The organism is Arthrobacter sp. NPDC058130 (genome assembly GCF_042884475.1).
GTDB lineage: Bacteria > Actinomycetota > Actinomycetes > Actinomycetales > Micrococcaceae > Arthrobacter.
The window spans coordinates 101,823-118,288 of sequence record NZ_JBHVTV010000001.1 but is presented as its reverse complement, the minus strand read 5'-3'; the positions used below and the strand labels follow the sequence as shown (position 1 = coordinate 118,288).

The following is a 16,466-nucleotide window of genomic DNA, read 5'->3' as shown; positions in this document are numbered from 1 at the left end:
GGTTCGTCGGCAATCGTGACGAACCGGGCGGATCGTGGCGGGTTCCGGTGTGGTGCTGGCGCGGTTTTCTGACAAGCTTAAGTAACTATGGCGCACGCACATCACAAGACTGACTCCCACACCGTTTCCTTCCAGGTGGATCCGGTGGTTCTGGAGCTTGGGCAGCGCTTTGTCGACGCCGGCCACGAACTGTCCCTCGTGGGCGGCCCCGTCCGTGACCTCTTCCTTGGCCGGAACTCGCCCGACCTCGACTTCACCACCGACGCCAATCCGGACCAGACGGTTGCCCTGATCAAGAAATGGGCGGACAACTACTGGGAAATCGGCCGGGCCTTCGGCACCATCGGGATGCGCAAGGGCGGCTTCCAGATCGAAATCACGACGTACCGTGCCGACGCCTACGATCCTGAATCCCGCAAGCCGGTGGTGGCCTTCGGAACATCGCTCACGGATGACCTGCTCCGGCGAGACTTCACGATCAACGCCATGGCGCTGCGGCTGCCCATGCTGGAGCTCGTCGATCCATTCGGCGGTGTCCGCGACCTGCACGCCTCGATCCTCAACACGCCCGGCCCGCCGGAAACGTCTTTCTCTGACGATCCCCTCCGCATGATGCGCGCGGCAAGGTTCGCGGCCCAGCTCGGAGTGTCGCTGCATGCCGACGTCCGCGAAGCAATGGTGAGGATGGCGGAACGGATCAGCATCATCTCGGCCGAACGCGTGCGCGATGAACTCACCAAGCTCATTTGCGCCGCGTATCCGCGCGCGGGCGTGGACCTGCTGGTGGACACCGGGCTCGCGGATCTGGTGCTGCCTGAAGTCTCGGCCCTGCGGCTCGAATCCGATGAACACCACCGCCACAAAGACGTCTACCAGCACTCGCTCCAGGTCCTGGAACAGGCCGCCGCCCTGGAAACCACGGCGGACGGCCCGGTGCCCGGCCCGGACTTTGTGTTGCGGTTCGCCGCTCTCATGCACGACGTCGGCAAGCCGGCCACGCGCCGCTTCGAACCCGGCGGTGCGGTGAGCTTCCGCCACCACGACATGGTGGGCGCGAAGCTGACCGCCAAGCGCATGAAGGCGCTCCGCTTCGACAACGACACCATCAAGGCTGTCGCCAGGCTTGTGGAGCTGCACATGCGCTTCTACGGCTACGGCGAGGCCGGCTGGAGCGATTCCGCGGTCCGCCGCTACATCACGGACGCCGGGCCGCTCCTTGAGCGCCTGCACCGGCTCACCCGCTCCGATGTCACCACCAGGAACCAGCGCAAGGCCGACCGGCTGTCCTTCGCCTACGACGACCTCGAGGAAAGGATCGCGGCGCTGCGCGAGCAGGAATCCCTCGACGCCGTGCGCCCGGACCTGGACGGTGGCCAGATCATGGCCATGCTGGGCCTCAAGCCCGGCCCCGTCGTCGGACGCGCCTACAAGTTCCTGCTGGAAGAACGCATGGAGCACGGTCCGCTCGATCCCGCCGTCGCCGAATCCCGCCTGCGGGACTGGTGGGCGGCCCAGCCCGAGGCGGCGCCCGCCGGCGTCGAGCCTTCCCCCACAGAGGAGTCCTAAGTGATTGCACCAGCCAACGGCCCCCGACCCCAACTGTGGATCCTGCGCCACGGTGAAACAGAGTGGTCCAAGAGCGGGCAGTACACCGGTCTCACCGATCTGCCCCTGACGGTGGAAGGCGAGCAGCAGGCTGTGGAGGCGCGCAGGGTGCTCGAGACTGTCGACTTCGACCTCGTGCTGACCTCGCCCCTGCGCCGCGCCCGCCGGACCGCCGAACTCGCCGGCTACCCCGACGCCCAGCTGGAGCCGCTGGCCGTGGAATGGGACTACGGCGACTACGAGGGCATCAGCTCGGACCTCATCCGCAAGGACAACCCCGAATACCTGATCTGGACGCACGGCGTGCCGAACGGTGAAGCGCTCGACGACGTCGCCGCCCGGGCGGACAAGATCGTCGCCCGCGTGCTGGAGTCGGGCCTGGACAACGTGCTGGTCGTCGCGCACGGACATTTCTCCCGCATCCTCACCGCCCGATGGCTCGGACTTGACCCGCATGAGGGCAGGCATTTCGTGTTGGGAACCGCAAAAGTCTGCACCCTGGGATGGGACAAGAGGACGCCGGCAATCGTGCGTTGGGGACTCTAAATCCGGTTTGTAAAATAAAGTCCAAAAAAATTTTGTGAATTCGGTAGGCAACTGACGCATTCATAGGGTATTTTTATTTCTGACCCCAGAGCGACTTGCCGGGGTCACGGCGCGCGTCGCCCGGCCCGTCAGCCGGAGCCACGGCAGAACGGAAAAGGAGGTTGGGAAGATGATGATTACTTTGACTAGCGGATGGATGCATTCCACCACCGCCAACCCGGCCTCGTTCGCTGAGCCGCGCCCAAATGTTGGGCTGACTGTTTCCTGACCTTCTTCCCGTCCCGGTAATTCAACCCGGGACCGGCGGTAATTGGCTTCCCCCGCGGAAAGCCAGGTAACGGCAGCCTGAACAGGCGGAACCACGCGGTTGCGCAGACTCCCCCATAGTTCGGAACCCAGCTTCTTGTTGGGGTCTTCGGCGCTACCGCGTCCAGGGGCCATTCGCCATCGAATATCTCTCCGCATCCGGAGTTCCTGATTAATGAAAGCCACGGAATTTCGCGCCTAATTGTCGCGCCTGGAATCGGTTGTTCGAATTCATTGCATTTATGGCTCTATTTGTCATGCCTAAAAGGCTCCGTTTGCTTTCTCCCGGCCATTCCTGGCGATCCCGGACCGGCCCGCTATCCCCACCAACGAAAGGTCCCTGTGACTACTGCTCCAACCCGCCGCACCGCCGCACCCGCCACTAATCCCACCAATCCGCGCCGATCAAGTCACCGAGAGGAGGTATCAACCATGCTGAACAAGCTCTATACGGTCCTGTTCCGGAAGTCCGCACGCAGGGAGTCAACCCGCTTCAACGGCCGGCTCCTGGACGAAAAGCGCGACGACACGTTCCTCGCCATGCACCAAGCCGGCCTGATTCGCTGAACCCCGATGAGCTGAAACATGGGCACTTCAGCCACCGGCGCAGGGACGATTCCCGTGCCGGCAGGACTGTCCACAGCGAAGGAGACCTCATGACTGCCCCTGGAACCCAGAGAGCCCGTGCGGCGACGCACGGGCTCTCCCCTGTTTAAGCCGCGCAGTCGGTAAGCCCGCCGTTGTTTAGCCTGCTGTTGGTCAAGCCTGCCGTCGTTAAGTCCGCAGTTTGTTAAGCGCGGGCAATGGCGCCGGTAAGCTCGAGATCATGCAGGAGACAAAGCCGCCGGCGGACCGCAAACGGGTTCGATTGGTCATCCCGAGCCGCAGCGACCCTTTTCTCCGAAACTTCACGGAACTGATAGGCGGTCCCCTGGGCCAGCGCTCCGCGCCCGGGATCGTCTCGCCAGGGTTCTTTAGTGTGGAGCGCGTTCTGGTGATCCTCACAGTCGTCGCCGCCCTGGCCGGGATCCTCCTCAAGAATTTCTGCCGCACCAACGGCTGGGAAACCCCCGGACAGTTCTACGCCACGTGCTACTCGGACTTTCCGGAGCTGTTCCGTAACCGCGGCCTCGGTGATGGCGCGTTCCCCTTCATCACCCAGGGAACTCTCTTTGAGTACCCCGTGTTGATGGGATTCATTGCGGGCGCCACAGCACTTCTGGTGCCCGGCGCCGGCACCGGGGACCCCCGCGTCCTGGGCTACTTCGACGTGAACGCCACCCTGATCGCCGCCGTCTGGATTGTCACCGTGCTGGCCACGGCACGAACGTACCGGCGGCGGTCCTGGGACGCGGCGATGGTTGCCCTCGCCCCCGGTATTGTCCTTGCGGGCGTCATCAACTGGGACATGTGGGCCGTGTGCCTGCTGGCCCTTGGCATGTACTTCTTTTCGCGCAACAAGCTTGTCCTCGCCGGAATTTTCATCGGCCTGGGTACCGCCACCAAGCTCTACCCCCTGTTGATCCTCGGTGCCGTCCTGCTGCTGGCGCTCCGGAGCGGGCGGATCCGGGCGCTGCTGATCACTGCCGGTGCCGCCACGGCGGCCTGGCTGGCGGTCAACGTCCCGGTAGCCGCGGCGAATCCGGACGGCTGGAAGTACTTCTACCAGTTCACGCAGGAGCGGCCCGCGGGCTACAGCTCACCCTGGTTCGCCTACAATCTGGTGGCTGGCCGGCTGGGCTGGAACCCGCTTGAGGCCGAGGCCATCAACTCCCTCGCCTTGGACCTGTTCCTCCTGGCCTGCATCCTGATTGGTGTCCTCGCGCTGACGGCACCCCGGCGGCCGAGGATCGCCCAGTTGGCATTCCTGATCGTGGCCGCCTTCATTCTGACCAACAAGGTGTACTCGCCGCAGTTTGTGCTGTGGCTGATCCCCCTGATCGCCCTCGCCCGGCCGCGCTGGCGTGACTTCCTCATTTGGCAGACCATCGAGGCACTGCACTGGGGTGCCATTTGGATGTACCTCGGGCAAGCGACCAGCGGCGGTTCCACCCAGCACAACATCGATATGCCCTACTACGTCCTGGCAGTGGTGGCCCATATGCTTGCCACCGCCTACCTGATGGCGCGCGTGGCCTGGGACATCTGGGATCCGTCCTACGACGTGATCCGCCGCAACCGCGTGGATGATCCGCACGGCGGGCCCTTCGACGGCGCCCCGGACTGGCTGCGGATTGATCTCCGCCGGCCGGCGGCGTCCCTTGGGCCGTGGCGTAGAAGTGCTGTGGCGGAGGACCGCCGCGCATGACCGATGTCGCCGTCGTCGGTTCCGGCCCCAACGCGCTGGCCGCGGCGGTGACTATGGCGCGGGCGGGACTCAAAGTCCACGTGTTCGAGGCGGCCGCCACCGTTGGCGGCGGGCTGCGCACCGCAGAACTGATGGAACCGGGGCACTTCCACGACGTGTGCTCGGCCGTGCACCCCATGGCGCTGGCCTCACCCTTCTTCCGCCAGTTCGAGCTGTCCCGGCGCGTCCCCCTGGAAGTGCCGGATCTCTCCTACGGATCCCCGCTCGACGGCGGCCGTGCGGCACTGGCCTACCGGTCCCTGGACCGCACTGCCGCGGAACTCGGGCGCGACGGCGCCGCCTACCGCCGGCTCATGGAACCTCTCGTCCGGCGGATCGAGGGCGTCGCAGACCTCACCCTGAACCAGCTGCTGCGGATTCCGGGGAACCCGGCGGCGGCCGCCGCCTTCGGCCTCCGGACCCTTGAACAAGGCTCGCCGCTGTGGAACGCGAGGTTCAGCCAGGACCTGGCTCCCGCACTGCTCAGCGGCGTTGCCGCGCATGCCGTGGCGCCGCTGCCCTCAGTCACCGCCGCCGGCGCCGGCCTGATGCTGGGCGCCCTGGGGCACGCCGGCGGCTGGCCTATCCCGCGCGGCGGATCGGCCGCGATTGCCCGGGCGTTGACCGCCGACATCGAGGCCCATGGCGGGGTGATCGAGACCGGCCGGCGGATCGCGTCGCTCGCTGAACTGCCGGCGGCCCGGGCCACCCTGCTGGACGTGGCGCCTCCCGCGCTGCTCCACTTGGCGGAGGCCAGGCTCCCGGCACGCTACCGGCACATGCTGGAGTCCTTCCGCTTCGGGAACGCCGCCTGCAAGGTCGACTTCATCCTCTCCGGTCCGGTGCCGTGGGCGGCAGGGGGCCTTGCCGACGCCGGGACCGTCCATGTGGGCGGCACCCGGGCCGAGACCGCCGAAGCGGAGCGGCTGGTCGCCGCGGGACGGCATCCTGACCGGCCGTACGTGCTCCTCTCGCAGCCCTCACGCTTCGACGCCGGCCGCGCTCCGGCCGGCCGGCACATCCTTTGGACGTACTGCCACGTTCCGGCGGGGTCCACTGTGGACATGGGCGAGGCTGTCATCGCCCAGCTGGAGCGCTTCGCCCCAGGGTTCCGGGACGTCGTGGTCGAATTCAAGGTGACCACGGCCGCAGGGCTGGCGGCCTACAGTGAGAACTACGTCGGCGGGGACTTTGGTGCCGGGCGCATGGACCTTTGGGGCATGCTGCGGCGGCCCGTACTGAGCCCGGTTCCGTGGCGGACGCCGCTGCCCGGCGTGTACTTGTGCTCGTCGTCCACACCGCCGGGTCCCGGTGTCACCGGGATGCCCGGCTTCCATGCCGCGAAATATGCCCTTCGGGACATATTCGGCCTTGCCGTCCCGGATCTCCGGATCGGCGCCACCTAGCCCAGCCGCGGGGCTGCAGCGGCGGGTGCAGCCGTGGCCGAGAGCCGTCCGTCGCGCATGCCCGCCACGGCATCAGTGAACGGGACAAAATCGGTGTCGTGCGTGACCATCACGGTAGCGGCGCGGAACTCGTCCGTGACCTGCCGCAGCAGCCGGACGATCGTCTCACTGCGGTCATGGTCAAGGGCCGCCGTCGGCTCGTCCACGAGCAGCACGGCAGGGCTCGCCATCAGCGCCCGCGCAATGTTGACGCGCTGGCGCTGCCCGCCGGACAGCTGGTGCGGCCGCTTCGCCAGGACCTGCCGCAGGCCCACGAGGTCCAGCAGTTCCGCGGCGCGCTTCTCTGCGGCCCGGACGGCCCCGCCGCGGAGGCGCTGGGTCATCACCAGCTGTTCCACGGCGGTGAGGGACGGCAGCAGGTTCGGCTGCTGGAAAATGATGCCGATCTCGTCACGGCGCAGTGCCGTACGGCCGGCATCGGACAGCCCGCCCGCGTCCTGTCCGTCGATCATCACCAGACCGGACGAGGGCCGCACGAGAGTGGCGGCGACGGCCAGCAGGGAGGACTTTCCCGACCCCGAGGGGCCGATGAGGGACACAAACTCCCCCCGGTGAACCTTGAGGCTGACGTCGTCCAGGGCCTTGAGGGTGCCCTCTCCGTCCGGGTACTCCAGCGTGACGTTGACGAGGTTCAGGGCGGGCTGGTGCGGGGCGGACTGGTTTCGGGCGGATTTGTTCAGTGCGGAGTTCATGAGATATGCCTTTCGGGGAATGTAGGATGCCGGAGGCGGGCCGATCAGTTGCCGCCGAGGGCGATGAGCGGATCGACGCGCGCGACGCTGCGGACCGCCAAGGCTGCGCCGGCCACGCCCAGGAGCACAATGCCGGCGATGGGAAGCAGCGTTGTCCCGGGGGTCAGGAGGCACGGCGCGGCCCGGGAGGCGAGGGTTCCGCCGGCCAGGCCGGCCAGCCCGCCCGCCGCAGCGCCGGCCACAAGGACCAGGGCTGCCTGCGCCATGGCGTCCCGCAGGACGTAGCGGGCAGACCCGCCCAGGGCCTTGAGGACGGCGATGTCGCGGGTGCGCTGGACCGTCCAGACGGTCAGGAAGGCGACAATAACGAGGGCTGAGATGCCGTACAGGAACGCCTGCATGAGCAGCAGCGAGCCGTTCTCGCTCTTGTAGGAGCCGAGGGCCTGGAAGGATCCCTCGACGGTGGTGCTGACGGTTCCCGCGGCGGTGTTGGCGGCTGTGATATCGACCCCGGTGCCGGCGTCGCCGTCGAACTTCCCGCCGTCAAAACTCACGGCGAGCACCGTCGCAACGCCGGCGTCGGGGATGTGTGCCAGCTGCTGCCAGTCGGCCAGGGTGGTCCACACAACGCCGGTGTGCGAGTACCACTGGTCCGGAACGATGGCCGTCACCACCAGGTCCGAACCGCCAACCGAGGCTCGGCTGCCAACGCTGAGGTCCAGGTCCGCCGCGAGGCCCGTCCCGACTGCGACCGTTCCCTCGGACAGTGGGGCGGGAGCCAGCCCGGTGCCGGGCTCAGTGCCGAAGACCGCAACGCTTGCCGTGCGTGCCGGGACGCCTCCGCCGCCCAGCGCCTGGAATCGGCTTTGGCTGATCCCCAGCGCATCGGCCCGGGCGACGCCCTCGCGTGCCGCCCACTGGGCCTGTTGGGCGCGCGTGACTTCGGACTCAGTGAAGGAAGCTTTGGGCGCGCTCCCGGCCGGCGCGCTGAAGACCAGCTGGTCGGCCGGGAGGGCGGCGAGGGCCGACGTCGACTGGTTGCCGAGTCCGGCGGTGAGCCCGGAGAGCATGACGAGCAGCAGCGTGATGAGGGCGACGGCCGCTCCCATGAGGGCAAAGCGCCCTTTGGCGAAGCGGATATCGCGGATGGCGAGATACATGGTTGTCCTTCTTCGTGACATTGGTGGCCTGGCTTCAAGCCTTTCGCCTGCCAGGCTCTGAGGCATCGGTCGACCGGCTGGACCGCCGCCGCCGGACGGATGTCCGAACGGTCAACCAATAGGTTGATTCCACGTGCAACGGACCGATTTCCGCGCAAACGGTGTCCTGCCCGGCGCTAGGCTGGAAGCATGGAGGGCGACGCCGGGAACTTGGTCATCGACGGAACAGTTCACGGCGGCACGGTCCACCGAGGTACGGTCCGCCGACGCACGCCGCAAACGGGCACGGAGCCCACCGGGGCGGCCGTCATTCTGCGCGTCCTCCGCGTGAGCCTTCATGTCGGCTTCGCGGTGCTGCTTCTCGTGGCGCTCGTCCGGTTCCTCACCGGCGGCGTCAACGGCCCTGGCTGGGCCGCCCTGTTGCTGGCACCGCTCCTGGCCGCCGTCTACCTCATTGGCACTGTCCTGGAGAAGCGGCACGCGTCGGACCGGACCCGCTTCGATCCGCGGCCCTACGCCAGCTGGTGGCTGGGCGGCGTCAGCCTCCTCTGGCTGCTGCTGGTTTGGGCCAGCGCAGACTTCGTCTGGCTGGCCTTCCCGCTGTTCTTCCTGCAGCTCCACGTGCTGCGGCGGCGTCTGGCGCTGCCGGCGATCGCACTGAGCACACTGCTGGTCATCGCGGCCCTCTGGTTCCACGGCGGCAGTATGGCCGGCGCGGGATTGACCGGCGTGGCGCTGGAGCTGCCCGCGGTGCTGGGCCCTGTCTTCGGCGCGGCTTTCGCCGTTGTCACGGGGCTCGCCTACCGGGCGCTGTTCCTGGAGGCGGAAAACCAGCGGCTGGCAGCCGTTGAGCTCCGCCGGACCCGTGCCGAACTCGCCCGGACCCAGCACAACGCAGGCACCCTGGCCGAACGCACCCGGCTGGCGCGCGAAATCCACGACACCCTCGCCCAGGGCCTGTCCAGCATTGTGCTGATGGGCCGCGCGGCCGAGAAGGCCCTGGACGACGGCAACTCCGCCGTGGCACGGGAAAGGCTCCGCATTGTCCAGGACACGGCGGCCGCCAATCTTGCAGAGGCCCGCAACTTCGTTCGCGCCCTCCAATCCCCCGACCTCGAGGACGGTTCCCTCGTGGCCAGCCTCCACCGGCTGTGCGAACAAACCGAAGCGGAAGCCGGCGCGCGCGGCGCCGGGCTGCGCTGCCGGCTCGACGTCGAAGGCCCGCCGGCGGAGCTGCCTGCGGTCCACCAGAGCACCCTGCTCCGGGCCGCCCAGGCGAGCCTGGCGAACGTCCGGATTCATGCAGAGGCAAGCGCCGCCGTCGTCACCCTGTCCTTCCTGGGCCCGGAAGTGGCCATGGACATCTACGACGACGGCGGCGGGTTCGATCCGGCAGCCGTGGCCGCCCGCCCTGACGGCTCCGGCTACGGCCTGACGTTGCTGCGCGAACGCGTGGCCGCCCTCAACGGCCAGCTGGACATCGAATCTGTCCCGGGCGATGGCACCGTGGTGGCCATCCGGCTGCCGCTGGGCAAACAACCGGGTTCCTCCGCCGCGCTGGCCCAAGCCGGCAAGGAACTGGCATGAACAACATCCGGGTATTCCTGGTGGACGATCACCCGGTGGTCCGCGCCGGGTTGCGGGCCATGTTGGGCGATCTGCAGGGCATCACCGTGGTGGCCGAGGCCGGCGACGGCGCCGCCGCACTGGCCGGACTGGCCAAGCTCCATACCCTGGGCGAACCCGCGGACGTGGTGCTCATGGATCTGCAGATGGGCGCCGGCATGGACGGCGTCACCGCCACCGGGCGGATCAAAGCGGGAGAGGCCGGCCAGCCTGCGCCGCCGGTGCTGATCCTGACCACCTACGACTCCGACGCCGATATCCTCGCCGCCGTCGAGGCCGGCGCCAGCGGCTACATGCTCAAGGACGCCCCGCCCGACCAGATCCGCCAGGCGGTGCTCTCCGCCGCGGCCGGCCGAACGGCGCTGGCACCGGAGGTCGCGGCCCGGCTGATGGGCCGGATCCGGAACCCCGAGCCTGCCCTGTCCGCCCGCGAAATCCAGCTGCTGGAACTGCTGGCCACCGGTATGGGAAACCGGGCGATCGCGAAGCAGCTGTTCATCTCCGAGGCAACGGTCAAAACGCACTTGGTGCACATCTTCGCCAAGCTGGGCGTGGACAACCGCACCGCTGCAATCGCCGTGGCCGCGCAGCGCAGAATCATCCGGCGGCCCTGACCTGCGCTCTGTGACTGCGTCAGGTGGCTGTTATGTGACAACGGGATAGTCAGTGGTCCGGGGCATAATATGGCCATGGGGAAATCAAAACTTGCACTGGCCCTGGTGGGTCTTGTCCTTGGCGGCTCGCTGGTTGCCTGCGACGACGGACGCGCCGGCGCGGAAAGCGCCGCCAAGCAGCTTGCCTCCGCGGTGTCCGCGCTCGACGTCGGATCCGTCGCCTTTGAGGGCAAGGAGTCTGGTGCCGCCAACGACCAGCTGAAGGAAATCTTCAAGGGAATGGACCCGGTCAAGCCGGCAGTCGACAGCGGGCAGCTGACGCTGGAATCCTCCACGGCCACGGTCCCGCTCAACTACAGCTGGAAGATCGGCACCGGCGAGTGGAAGTACACCACCTTCGCTCAGTTCAAGAAGTCCGGCGACCAATGGCTGACGGTCTGGAACCCGGCCACCCTGGTCCCCGAGCTGGCCGAAGGCGAAATTGTCTACTCGAGCACCCATACCCCACAGCGGGCTGACATCCTGGGCGCCGGCGGCGTCCCCCTGGTCACGTACCGGCAGGTGGTCAACGTCGGCATCGACAAACCGGCACTCGGCGGCGCGGACCCTGCTGACTCCGCCACCAAGCTTGCCCAACTGGTCGGCGTCGACCCCGCGGCCTACGCTCAACAGGTCCAGGCGTCCGGCCCCGAGGCGTTCGTTGCCGCCATCACCCTCCGCGAGGAGGGACGGACCATCACCGACGGCCAGATCGGCGAGATCTCCGGCGCCCGGGCCATTCGGGATTTCCTCCCGCTGGCACCCACCCGCACCTTCGCCCGCGCCCTGCTCGGGACCGCAGCCGAGGCGAATGCCGAGCAGATCGAAAAATCGAACGGGGCCCTCAAACCCGGCGACACCACGGGCACCGGCGGGCTCCAGCAGCAATACGACGCCCAGCTTCGCGGCAGCGACGGCATGCAGGTCTTCGCCGAGAAGGCAGGCCTCACAACCGAAGAAAAGCAGGCTTTGCCCAACGAGGGACGCCGCGTGCTGTTCCAGACGGAGCTAAAGGTCGGAACCCCGCTGAAGACCACCCTGGACCCGAAGCTGCAGCAACTCGCGGAGGACGTCCTCGGCAAGGTCGGCCCGGCGTCGGCCATCGTGGCGCTCCGGCCCTCCAGCGGCGCCGTCCTGGCCGCCGCCTCCGGACCGGGCAGCAACGGCTATGACACCGCGATGCTCGGCCAGTACGCCCCCGGATCGATCTTCAAGATGGTCGATTCCCTGGCCATGTTCCGCAACGGCATGACCCCCGACTCCAAGGTGGACTGCCCGGCCACCCTCACCGTGGACGGCCGCACGTTCAAGAATGCCGAGGGATATCCGGCGTCGTCCCTGGGCTCCGTGACGCTGCGCGACGCCTTTGCGCACTCCTGCAACACTGCCTTCATCAACGCCCGGGACACCGTCAGCCAGTCCCAGCTTGAATCAGCCGCGACCTCCCTCGGCGTGGCCGTCGAAGCGCCAGCGCTCGGTGCCGCCGCGTTCCTCGGCTCCGTCCCCGGCAACGCCGAAGGCACCGAACACGCAGCCTCCATGATCGGCCAGGGCAAGGTGCTCCTGTCCCCGCTGGCCGCCGCCATCATGGCCGGCTCCGTGGCCAAGGGAGCCCCGGTGGCAGCCCAGCTGGTGCTGAATCCGAACGAGGGCGTCACGTCCCCCGACGCCGGGAGCACGGCCACAGGCACCGCCACCGCCGGCACCGAAACGAACGGCACGTCACCGGCAGCCCCGCCGTCCGGTGACGCGACGACGCCGGCTGCCGCACCCGCCACGGCCGCCGAAACGCCGGTAACGGCAGCGGAGGCCGCCTCGCTGGCTGACATGATGCGTGCCGTCGTGACCAGCGGGCACGCCGGGTTCCTGGCGTCCGTCCCGGGCGAGCCCGTGGGCGCGAAGACCGGAACGGCCGAGTTCGGCAACGACAGCCCGCCCAAGACCCACGCCTGGATCGTGGCCGTGCACGGTGACCTGGCCGTCGCGGTCTTCGTAGAGGACGGCGGCCTTGGGGCCACCACTTCCGGCCCGCTGCTCAAGGAGTTCCTCACCCAGGCCGGGTGAGCCCCACCGGAAGGAACCTGTGCCGCCGGCCGGCGGGAAGTGCGTGTGGGGAGGCCACGGGGAGTCTGCGGAAAGACCGTGGGAAGATTGAACGCGTGGCTCATATTGACGTTTCCAACATCGATTACTTCCTCTCCGACGGCACCCAGCTGCTCAACGGCGTGACCTTCAAGGTCCCTGACGGCACCAAGACGGCGCTGATCGGGCCCAACGGAACCGGCAAGACCACACTGTTCCGGATCATTTCCGGTGACCTGGTCCCGGACGAAGGCGTGATCGGCCGCTCCGGCAACATGGGGATCATGCGCCAGTTCGTGGGCCAGGTCCGGGACGACTCCACGGTCCGGGACCTGCTCGTTTCCGCGGCTCCCCCGGCGCTGGCCGCCGCCGCGCGTGCCGTCGACGAGGCGGAACTCGCCATGCTGGAGCACGACGACGAGCCCACCCAGATGGCCTACGCCCAGGCGATCGTGGACTGGGGCGACGCCGGCGGGTACGACGTCGAGACCGTCTGGGACGAGGTCTGCATGGCCGCCCTCGGCCTGCCGTTCGACCGGGCGCAGCACCGCCCGGCGTCGAGCCTCTCCGGCGGCGAGCAGAAGCGGCTGGTCCTCGAAGCCCTCTTCGCCGGCCCCGACGAGCTGCTGCTCCTCGACGAACCGGACAACTACCTCGACGTGCCGGGCAAGCGCTGGCTCGAGGCCAAGCTGAACGAGTCGAAGAAGACCGTGTTCTTCATCAGCCACGACCGCGAGCTGCTCAACAACGCCGCCGGCCGCATCGTCACCCTGGAGCCGGGCATCAACGGTGCCGGCGCCTGGATCCACGGCGGCGGCTTCGGTTCCTACGTGGACGCCCGCGCGGACCGGAACGCGCGCTTCGAGGAGCTGCGCAAACGCTGGGACGAGGAGCACGTGAAGCTCAAGGAACTAGTCAACATGTACAAGAACAAGGCAGCGTTCCGCTCCGACATGGCCAACCGGTACCACGCCGCGCAGACCCGGCTGGCGAAGTTCTTGGAGGCCGGGCCGCCCGAGGCCCTACCCATCGAGCAGAACGTGCAGATGCGGCTCAAGGGCGGCCGCACCGCCAAACGCGCCATCGTGGCGGAGAGGCTGGAACTGACGGGCCTGATGAAGCCGTTCTCCACCGAGGTCTGGTTCGGCGACCGCGTCGGCGTGCTGGGATCCAACGGCTCCGGCAAGAGCCACTTCCTGCGCCTGCTTGCCACCGGCGGCACCGATCCGGAGCGGGAGCACCTGCCGGTGTCCGACGTCGAGATCGCCGAAGTCCCGCACGAGGGCACCGTGAAACTCGGCGCCCGGATCCGGCCCGGCTTCTTCGCCCAGACCCACGTCCGCCCCGACCTGCTGGGCAAGACCCTGCTCGAAATCCTGCACCGCGGCGACGAGCACCGCTCCGGGCTGGGCCGCGAAGCCGCCGCCGGCGCGCTGGACGGCTACGGACTGGCGGCGCAATCGGAGCAGAAGTACGAATCCCTTTCGGGCGGCCAGCAGGCCCGGTTCCAGATCCTTCTGTTGCAGCTCTCCGGCGCCACGCTGCTGCTGCTGGATGAGCCCACGGACAACCTGGACCTGCACTCGGCCGAGGCGCTGGAACGGGCGATCGACCACTTCGAGGGCACCGTCCTGGCGGTCACGCACGACCGCTGGTTTGCCCGCACCTTCGACCGCTTCCTTGTCTTCGGCTCCGACGGCAGGGTCTATGAATCCGCAGAACCCGTCTGGGACGAAAAGCGCGTCGAGCGCGCCCGCTAGAGCCACGACGTCATCCACACAGCAACGCGGGGTCAGATCCGGCCCCTTCCGGTGGGTTTCATGGGCGCTAAGTGACCCCGCGTTGCTGTTGCCCCCGCGCAACAAATGATTAAATGATCAAAAAGCGTTAGCATTTGAGCATGAACACTGATGAGCGGCACCGCCTGATCGGCGGACTGCTTCGCAGCCGTGAAGAGGTCACGGTGGACGAGCTGATGGCCGCCTGTGGCGCCTCCGGCGCCACAATCAGGCGCGACCTGGACGTCCTGGCCCTGCACGGCGTGCTGCGGAGGGTCCACGGCGGAGCCAAGAGCCTGGTTTTCGGCGGCGAGAACCCGGCGTACGGGCAGCGCGAGCTGGAGGACCACGCCGCCAAAGCGCGGATCGCCGCCGGTGTGGCGGCCCTCCTCCCGGACCGCGGGCACCTCTGGCTGGACAGCGGCACCACGGCCACGGAAATCGCCCGGCAGTTGCGCCAGCGCGAGATGACGATCATGCCGATGTCGCTGCGGGCCGTCACCGCACTGTCCCCTGACGATGCGGCAGCAGGCCGGCGTCCCGACATCCTGATGCCCGGCGGCAGCCTCATCCCCGGTGAGCTGTCCTTCCGCGGACCGATGACGGAATCCAACATCCGATCCCTGCGCTTCGATGCCGCCGTCATCACGCCCTGCGCTCTGAACCTCAAGGACGGGCTGCTGGCCCACGACCTCGACGACGCCGCAGTGAAGCGCGCCGGTCTGGAATCCGCGGCCAGGGTGATCGTCGCCTGCGCAGGATCCAAATGGAACGCCAGCGCCGTCGCCCTCGTTGCGCCCCTGGACGCCGTGGACACAATCGTGACCGACCGCCAGCTCAGTCCTGAAGAACGTGACCAACTCGCACAACACTCGGTGGAAGCAGTGATCGTATGACCAGTACCGCAACCGTCCCGCAACTGAAGGCTGCCGCCGGGGCCACCTTCCTTGTCTTCGGCATCAACGGCTTAGTCTTCGCCAGCTGGGCCGCCCGGATCCCCGCGGTGACGGAGATCCTGCAGATCACCGCCGGGCAGATGGGAACGCTGCTGCTGTGCCTGGCGGTCGGATCGCTGATCGCCCTGCCCACGGCCGGATTCGTCGTCGGCCGGATCGGCACCGCGAACACCGTGCGGAGCGCCGGGCTTGTGGCTGCGGCGGCCGGCGTCGCCGTGGCCCTGTCCCTGATGGCGGCCTCCGTCCCGGGGACGGCGATTGCCCTGTTCTTCTTCGGAATCGGCGTCGGGCTTTGGGATGTTTCCCAGAACATTGAAGGTGCCGACGTCGAACACCAGCTCGGGCGCACCATCATGCCGCAGTTCCACGCGGCCTTCAGCGGCGGCGCATTCGTGGGCGCCCTGATCGGCGCCGGCCTGTCCACCCTGGGCGTCGGGCTCCCGGCGCACCTGTTGGTCATTGCCGCCGTCGTTGCCGTCCTGACCACGGTGGCCCCGCGGTACTTCCTGCCCCATGTGCCAGCCGACGCTCCCGCGGCAGGGGACCCGGAGCCCGGCAAGGGCGGTTCGGCCTGGCGGGACGGCCGCACGCTGCTGATCGGCGTCGTCGTTCTCGGCGCCACCCTGACTGAGGGCGCGGGCAACGACTGGATTGCCAAAGCCGCGGTTGACGGCCTGGGCGCCGAACATTCCACGGGGGCGCTGCTGTTCGCCGCCTTTGTGCTGGCCATGACCGCCATGCGCTTCTTCGGCGGCCGCGCGATCGACGTCTACGGCCGCGTGGCTGTGCTCCGCGCCAGCATGGCCGCGGCGACCGCGGGACTCTGCCTCTTCGTGTTCGCGGGAACCATCTGGCTGGCAGCGGCTGGTGCAGTGCTCTGGGGCGTGGGCGCCGCCCTGGCCTTTCCGATCGGAATGTCCGCGGCGGCGGATGACCCCAGGAAGGCGGCCGCCCGGGTTTCCGTCGTGTCCACCCTGGGCTACATCGCATTCCTCGCCGGGCCGCCCCTGTTGGGTTACCTCGGCGATCTCACCGGCATCCGGACCGCCTTGCTGGCGATCGGAATTCCGATCCTCGTGGCCCTGCTGCTCGCCGGGGCCGCGAAGCCTCTGCCCTCGAGGTAAGTAAGAGCCCCGGCGAGGCCCGCTCGTCCTCGCTGCGCTCCTCCTGTGTCCCCCGCCGAGTTTCCGCTGTCATCCTCGCCTCTGTTTCCGCAGTGTCCCCCGCCTCCGGCAGGCCGTGTCCGGCA

At 68.2% G+C, this 16,466-nt stretch carries 13 protein-coding genes; 11 read left to right on the top strand and 2 right to left on the bottom strand.

The window, feature by feature from the left end:
• Window positions 1-87: 87 nt before the first annotated feature.
• From ACFVTM_RS00590 to ACFVTM_RS00570, 5 genes are all read left to right on the top strand, one after another.
• Window positions 88-1,566, top strand: a complete 1,479-nt coding sequence (locus tag ACFVTM_RS00590) for a CCA tRNA nucleotidyltransferase (protein WP_390201383.1) — start codon at window positions 88-90, stop codon at window positions 1,564-1,566.
• Complete coding sequence (locus ACFVTM_RS00585; RefSeq protein ID WP_390201382.1) at window positions 1,567-2,151, top strand: histidine phosphatase family protein; 585 nt, start codon at window positions 1,567-1,569, stop codon at window positions 2,149-2,151.
• 738 nt (window positions 2,152-2,889) lie between these two features.
• A complete protein-coding gene (locus tag ACFVTM_RS00580) occupies window positions 2,890-3,024 on the top strand; it encodes a hypothetical protein (protein ID WP_390201381.1) in 135 nt (44 codons plus the stop codon).
• 259 nt (window positions 3,025-3,283) lie between these two features.
• On the top strand, window positions 3,284-4,765 hold the full coding sequence (locus ACFVTM_RS00575) for a glycosyltransferase family 87 protein (protein WP_390201380.1): 1,482 nt from the start codon (window positions 3,284-3,286) through the stop codon (window positions 4,763-4,765).
• Window positions 4,762-6,210, top strand: coding sequence for a phytoene desaturase family protein (locus ACFVTM_RS00570; RefSeq protein ID WP_390201379.1), 1,449 nt, complete (start codon window positions 4,762-4,764; stop codon window positions 6,208-6,210). Before ACFVTM_RS00575 ends, ACFVTM_RS00570 begins: the two co-directional genes overlap by 4 nt.
• Here ACFVTM_RS00570 and ACFVTM_RS00565 read toward each other — a convergent pair.
• Window positions 6,207-6,962 carry an ABC transporter ATP-binding protein gene (locus tag ACFVTM_RS00565; RefSeq protein ID WP_390201378.1) on the bottom strand — a complete coding sequence of 252 codons (756 nt, stop codon included), beginning with the start codon at window positions 6,960-6,962 and terminating at the stop codon, window positions 6,207-6,209. The two genes, ACFVTM_RS00570 and ACFVTM_RS00565, sit on opposite strands and share 4 nt — an antisense overlap.
• A 44-nt stretch (window positions 6,963-7,006) precedes the next feature.
• Window positions 7,007-8,122 carry an ABC transporter permease gene (locus tag ACFVTM_RS00560; protein ID WP_390201377.1) on the bottom strand — a complete coding sequence of 372 codons (1,116 nt, stop codon included), beginning with the start codon at window positions 8,120-8,122 and terminating at the stop codon, window positions 7,007-7,009.
• A gap of 189 nt (window positions 8,123-8,311) precedes the next feature.
• Here ACFVTM_RS00560 and ACFVTM_RS00555 point away from each other — a divergent pair, with 189 nt between their 5' ends.
• The 6 genes from ACFVTM_RS00555 (at window position 8,312) to ACFVTM_RS00530 (ending at window position 16,341) form a co-directional block, all read left to right on the top strand.
• Entirely contained in the window at window positions 8,312-9,709 is a 1,398-nt protein-coding gene (locus tag ACFVTM_RS00555; RefSeq protein ID WP_390201376.1) for a sensor histidine kinase, read from the top strand.
• A complete protein-coding gene (locus ACFVTM_RS00550) occupies window positions 9,706-10,362 on the top strand; it encodes a response regulator (protein ID WP_390201375.1) in 657 nt (218 codons plus the stop codon). The genes ACFVTM_RS00555 and ACFVTM_RS00550 overlap by 4 nt, the downstream gene beginning before the upstream one ends.
• Before the next feature lie 75 nt (window positions 10,363-10,437).
• Window positions 10,438-12,465 (top strand): penicillin-binding transpeptidase domain-containing protein, encoded by a 2,028-nt coding sequence (locus ACFVTM_RS00545; protein ID WP_390201374.1) that lies wholly within the window; start codon window positions 10,438-10,440, stop codon window positions 12,463-12,465.
• A 95-nt stretch (window positions 12,466-12,560) separates the two neighbouring features.
• Window positions 12,561-14,243 (top strand): ABC-F family ATP-binding cassette domain-containing protein, encoded by a 1,683-nt coding sequence (locus ACFVTM_RS00540; RefSeq protein ID WP_390201373.1) that lies wholly within the window; start codon window positions 12,561-12,563, stop codon window positions 14,241-14,243.
• Between the two features lie 140 nt (window positions 14,244-14,383).
• A complete protein-coding gene (locus ACFVTM_RS00535) occupies window positions 14,384-15,157 on the top strand; it encodes a DeoR/GlpR family DNA-binding transcription regulator (RefSeq protein ID WP_390201372.1) in 774 nt (257 codons plus the stop codon).
• Window positions 15,154-16,341 (top strand): MFS transporter, encoded by a 1,188-nt coding sequence (locus tag ACFVTM_RS00530; protein ID WP_390201371.1) that lies wholly within the window; start codon window positions 15,154-15,156, stop codon window positions 16,339-16,341. Before ACFVTM_RS00535 ends, ACFVTM_RS00530 begins: the two co-directional genes overlap by 4 nt.
• The last annotated feature ends 125 nt before the right edge of the window (window positions 16,342-16,466 follow it).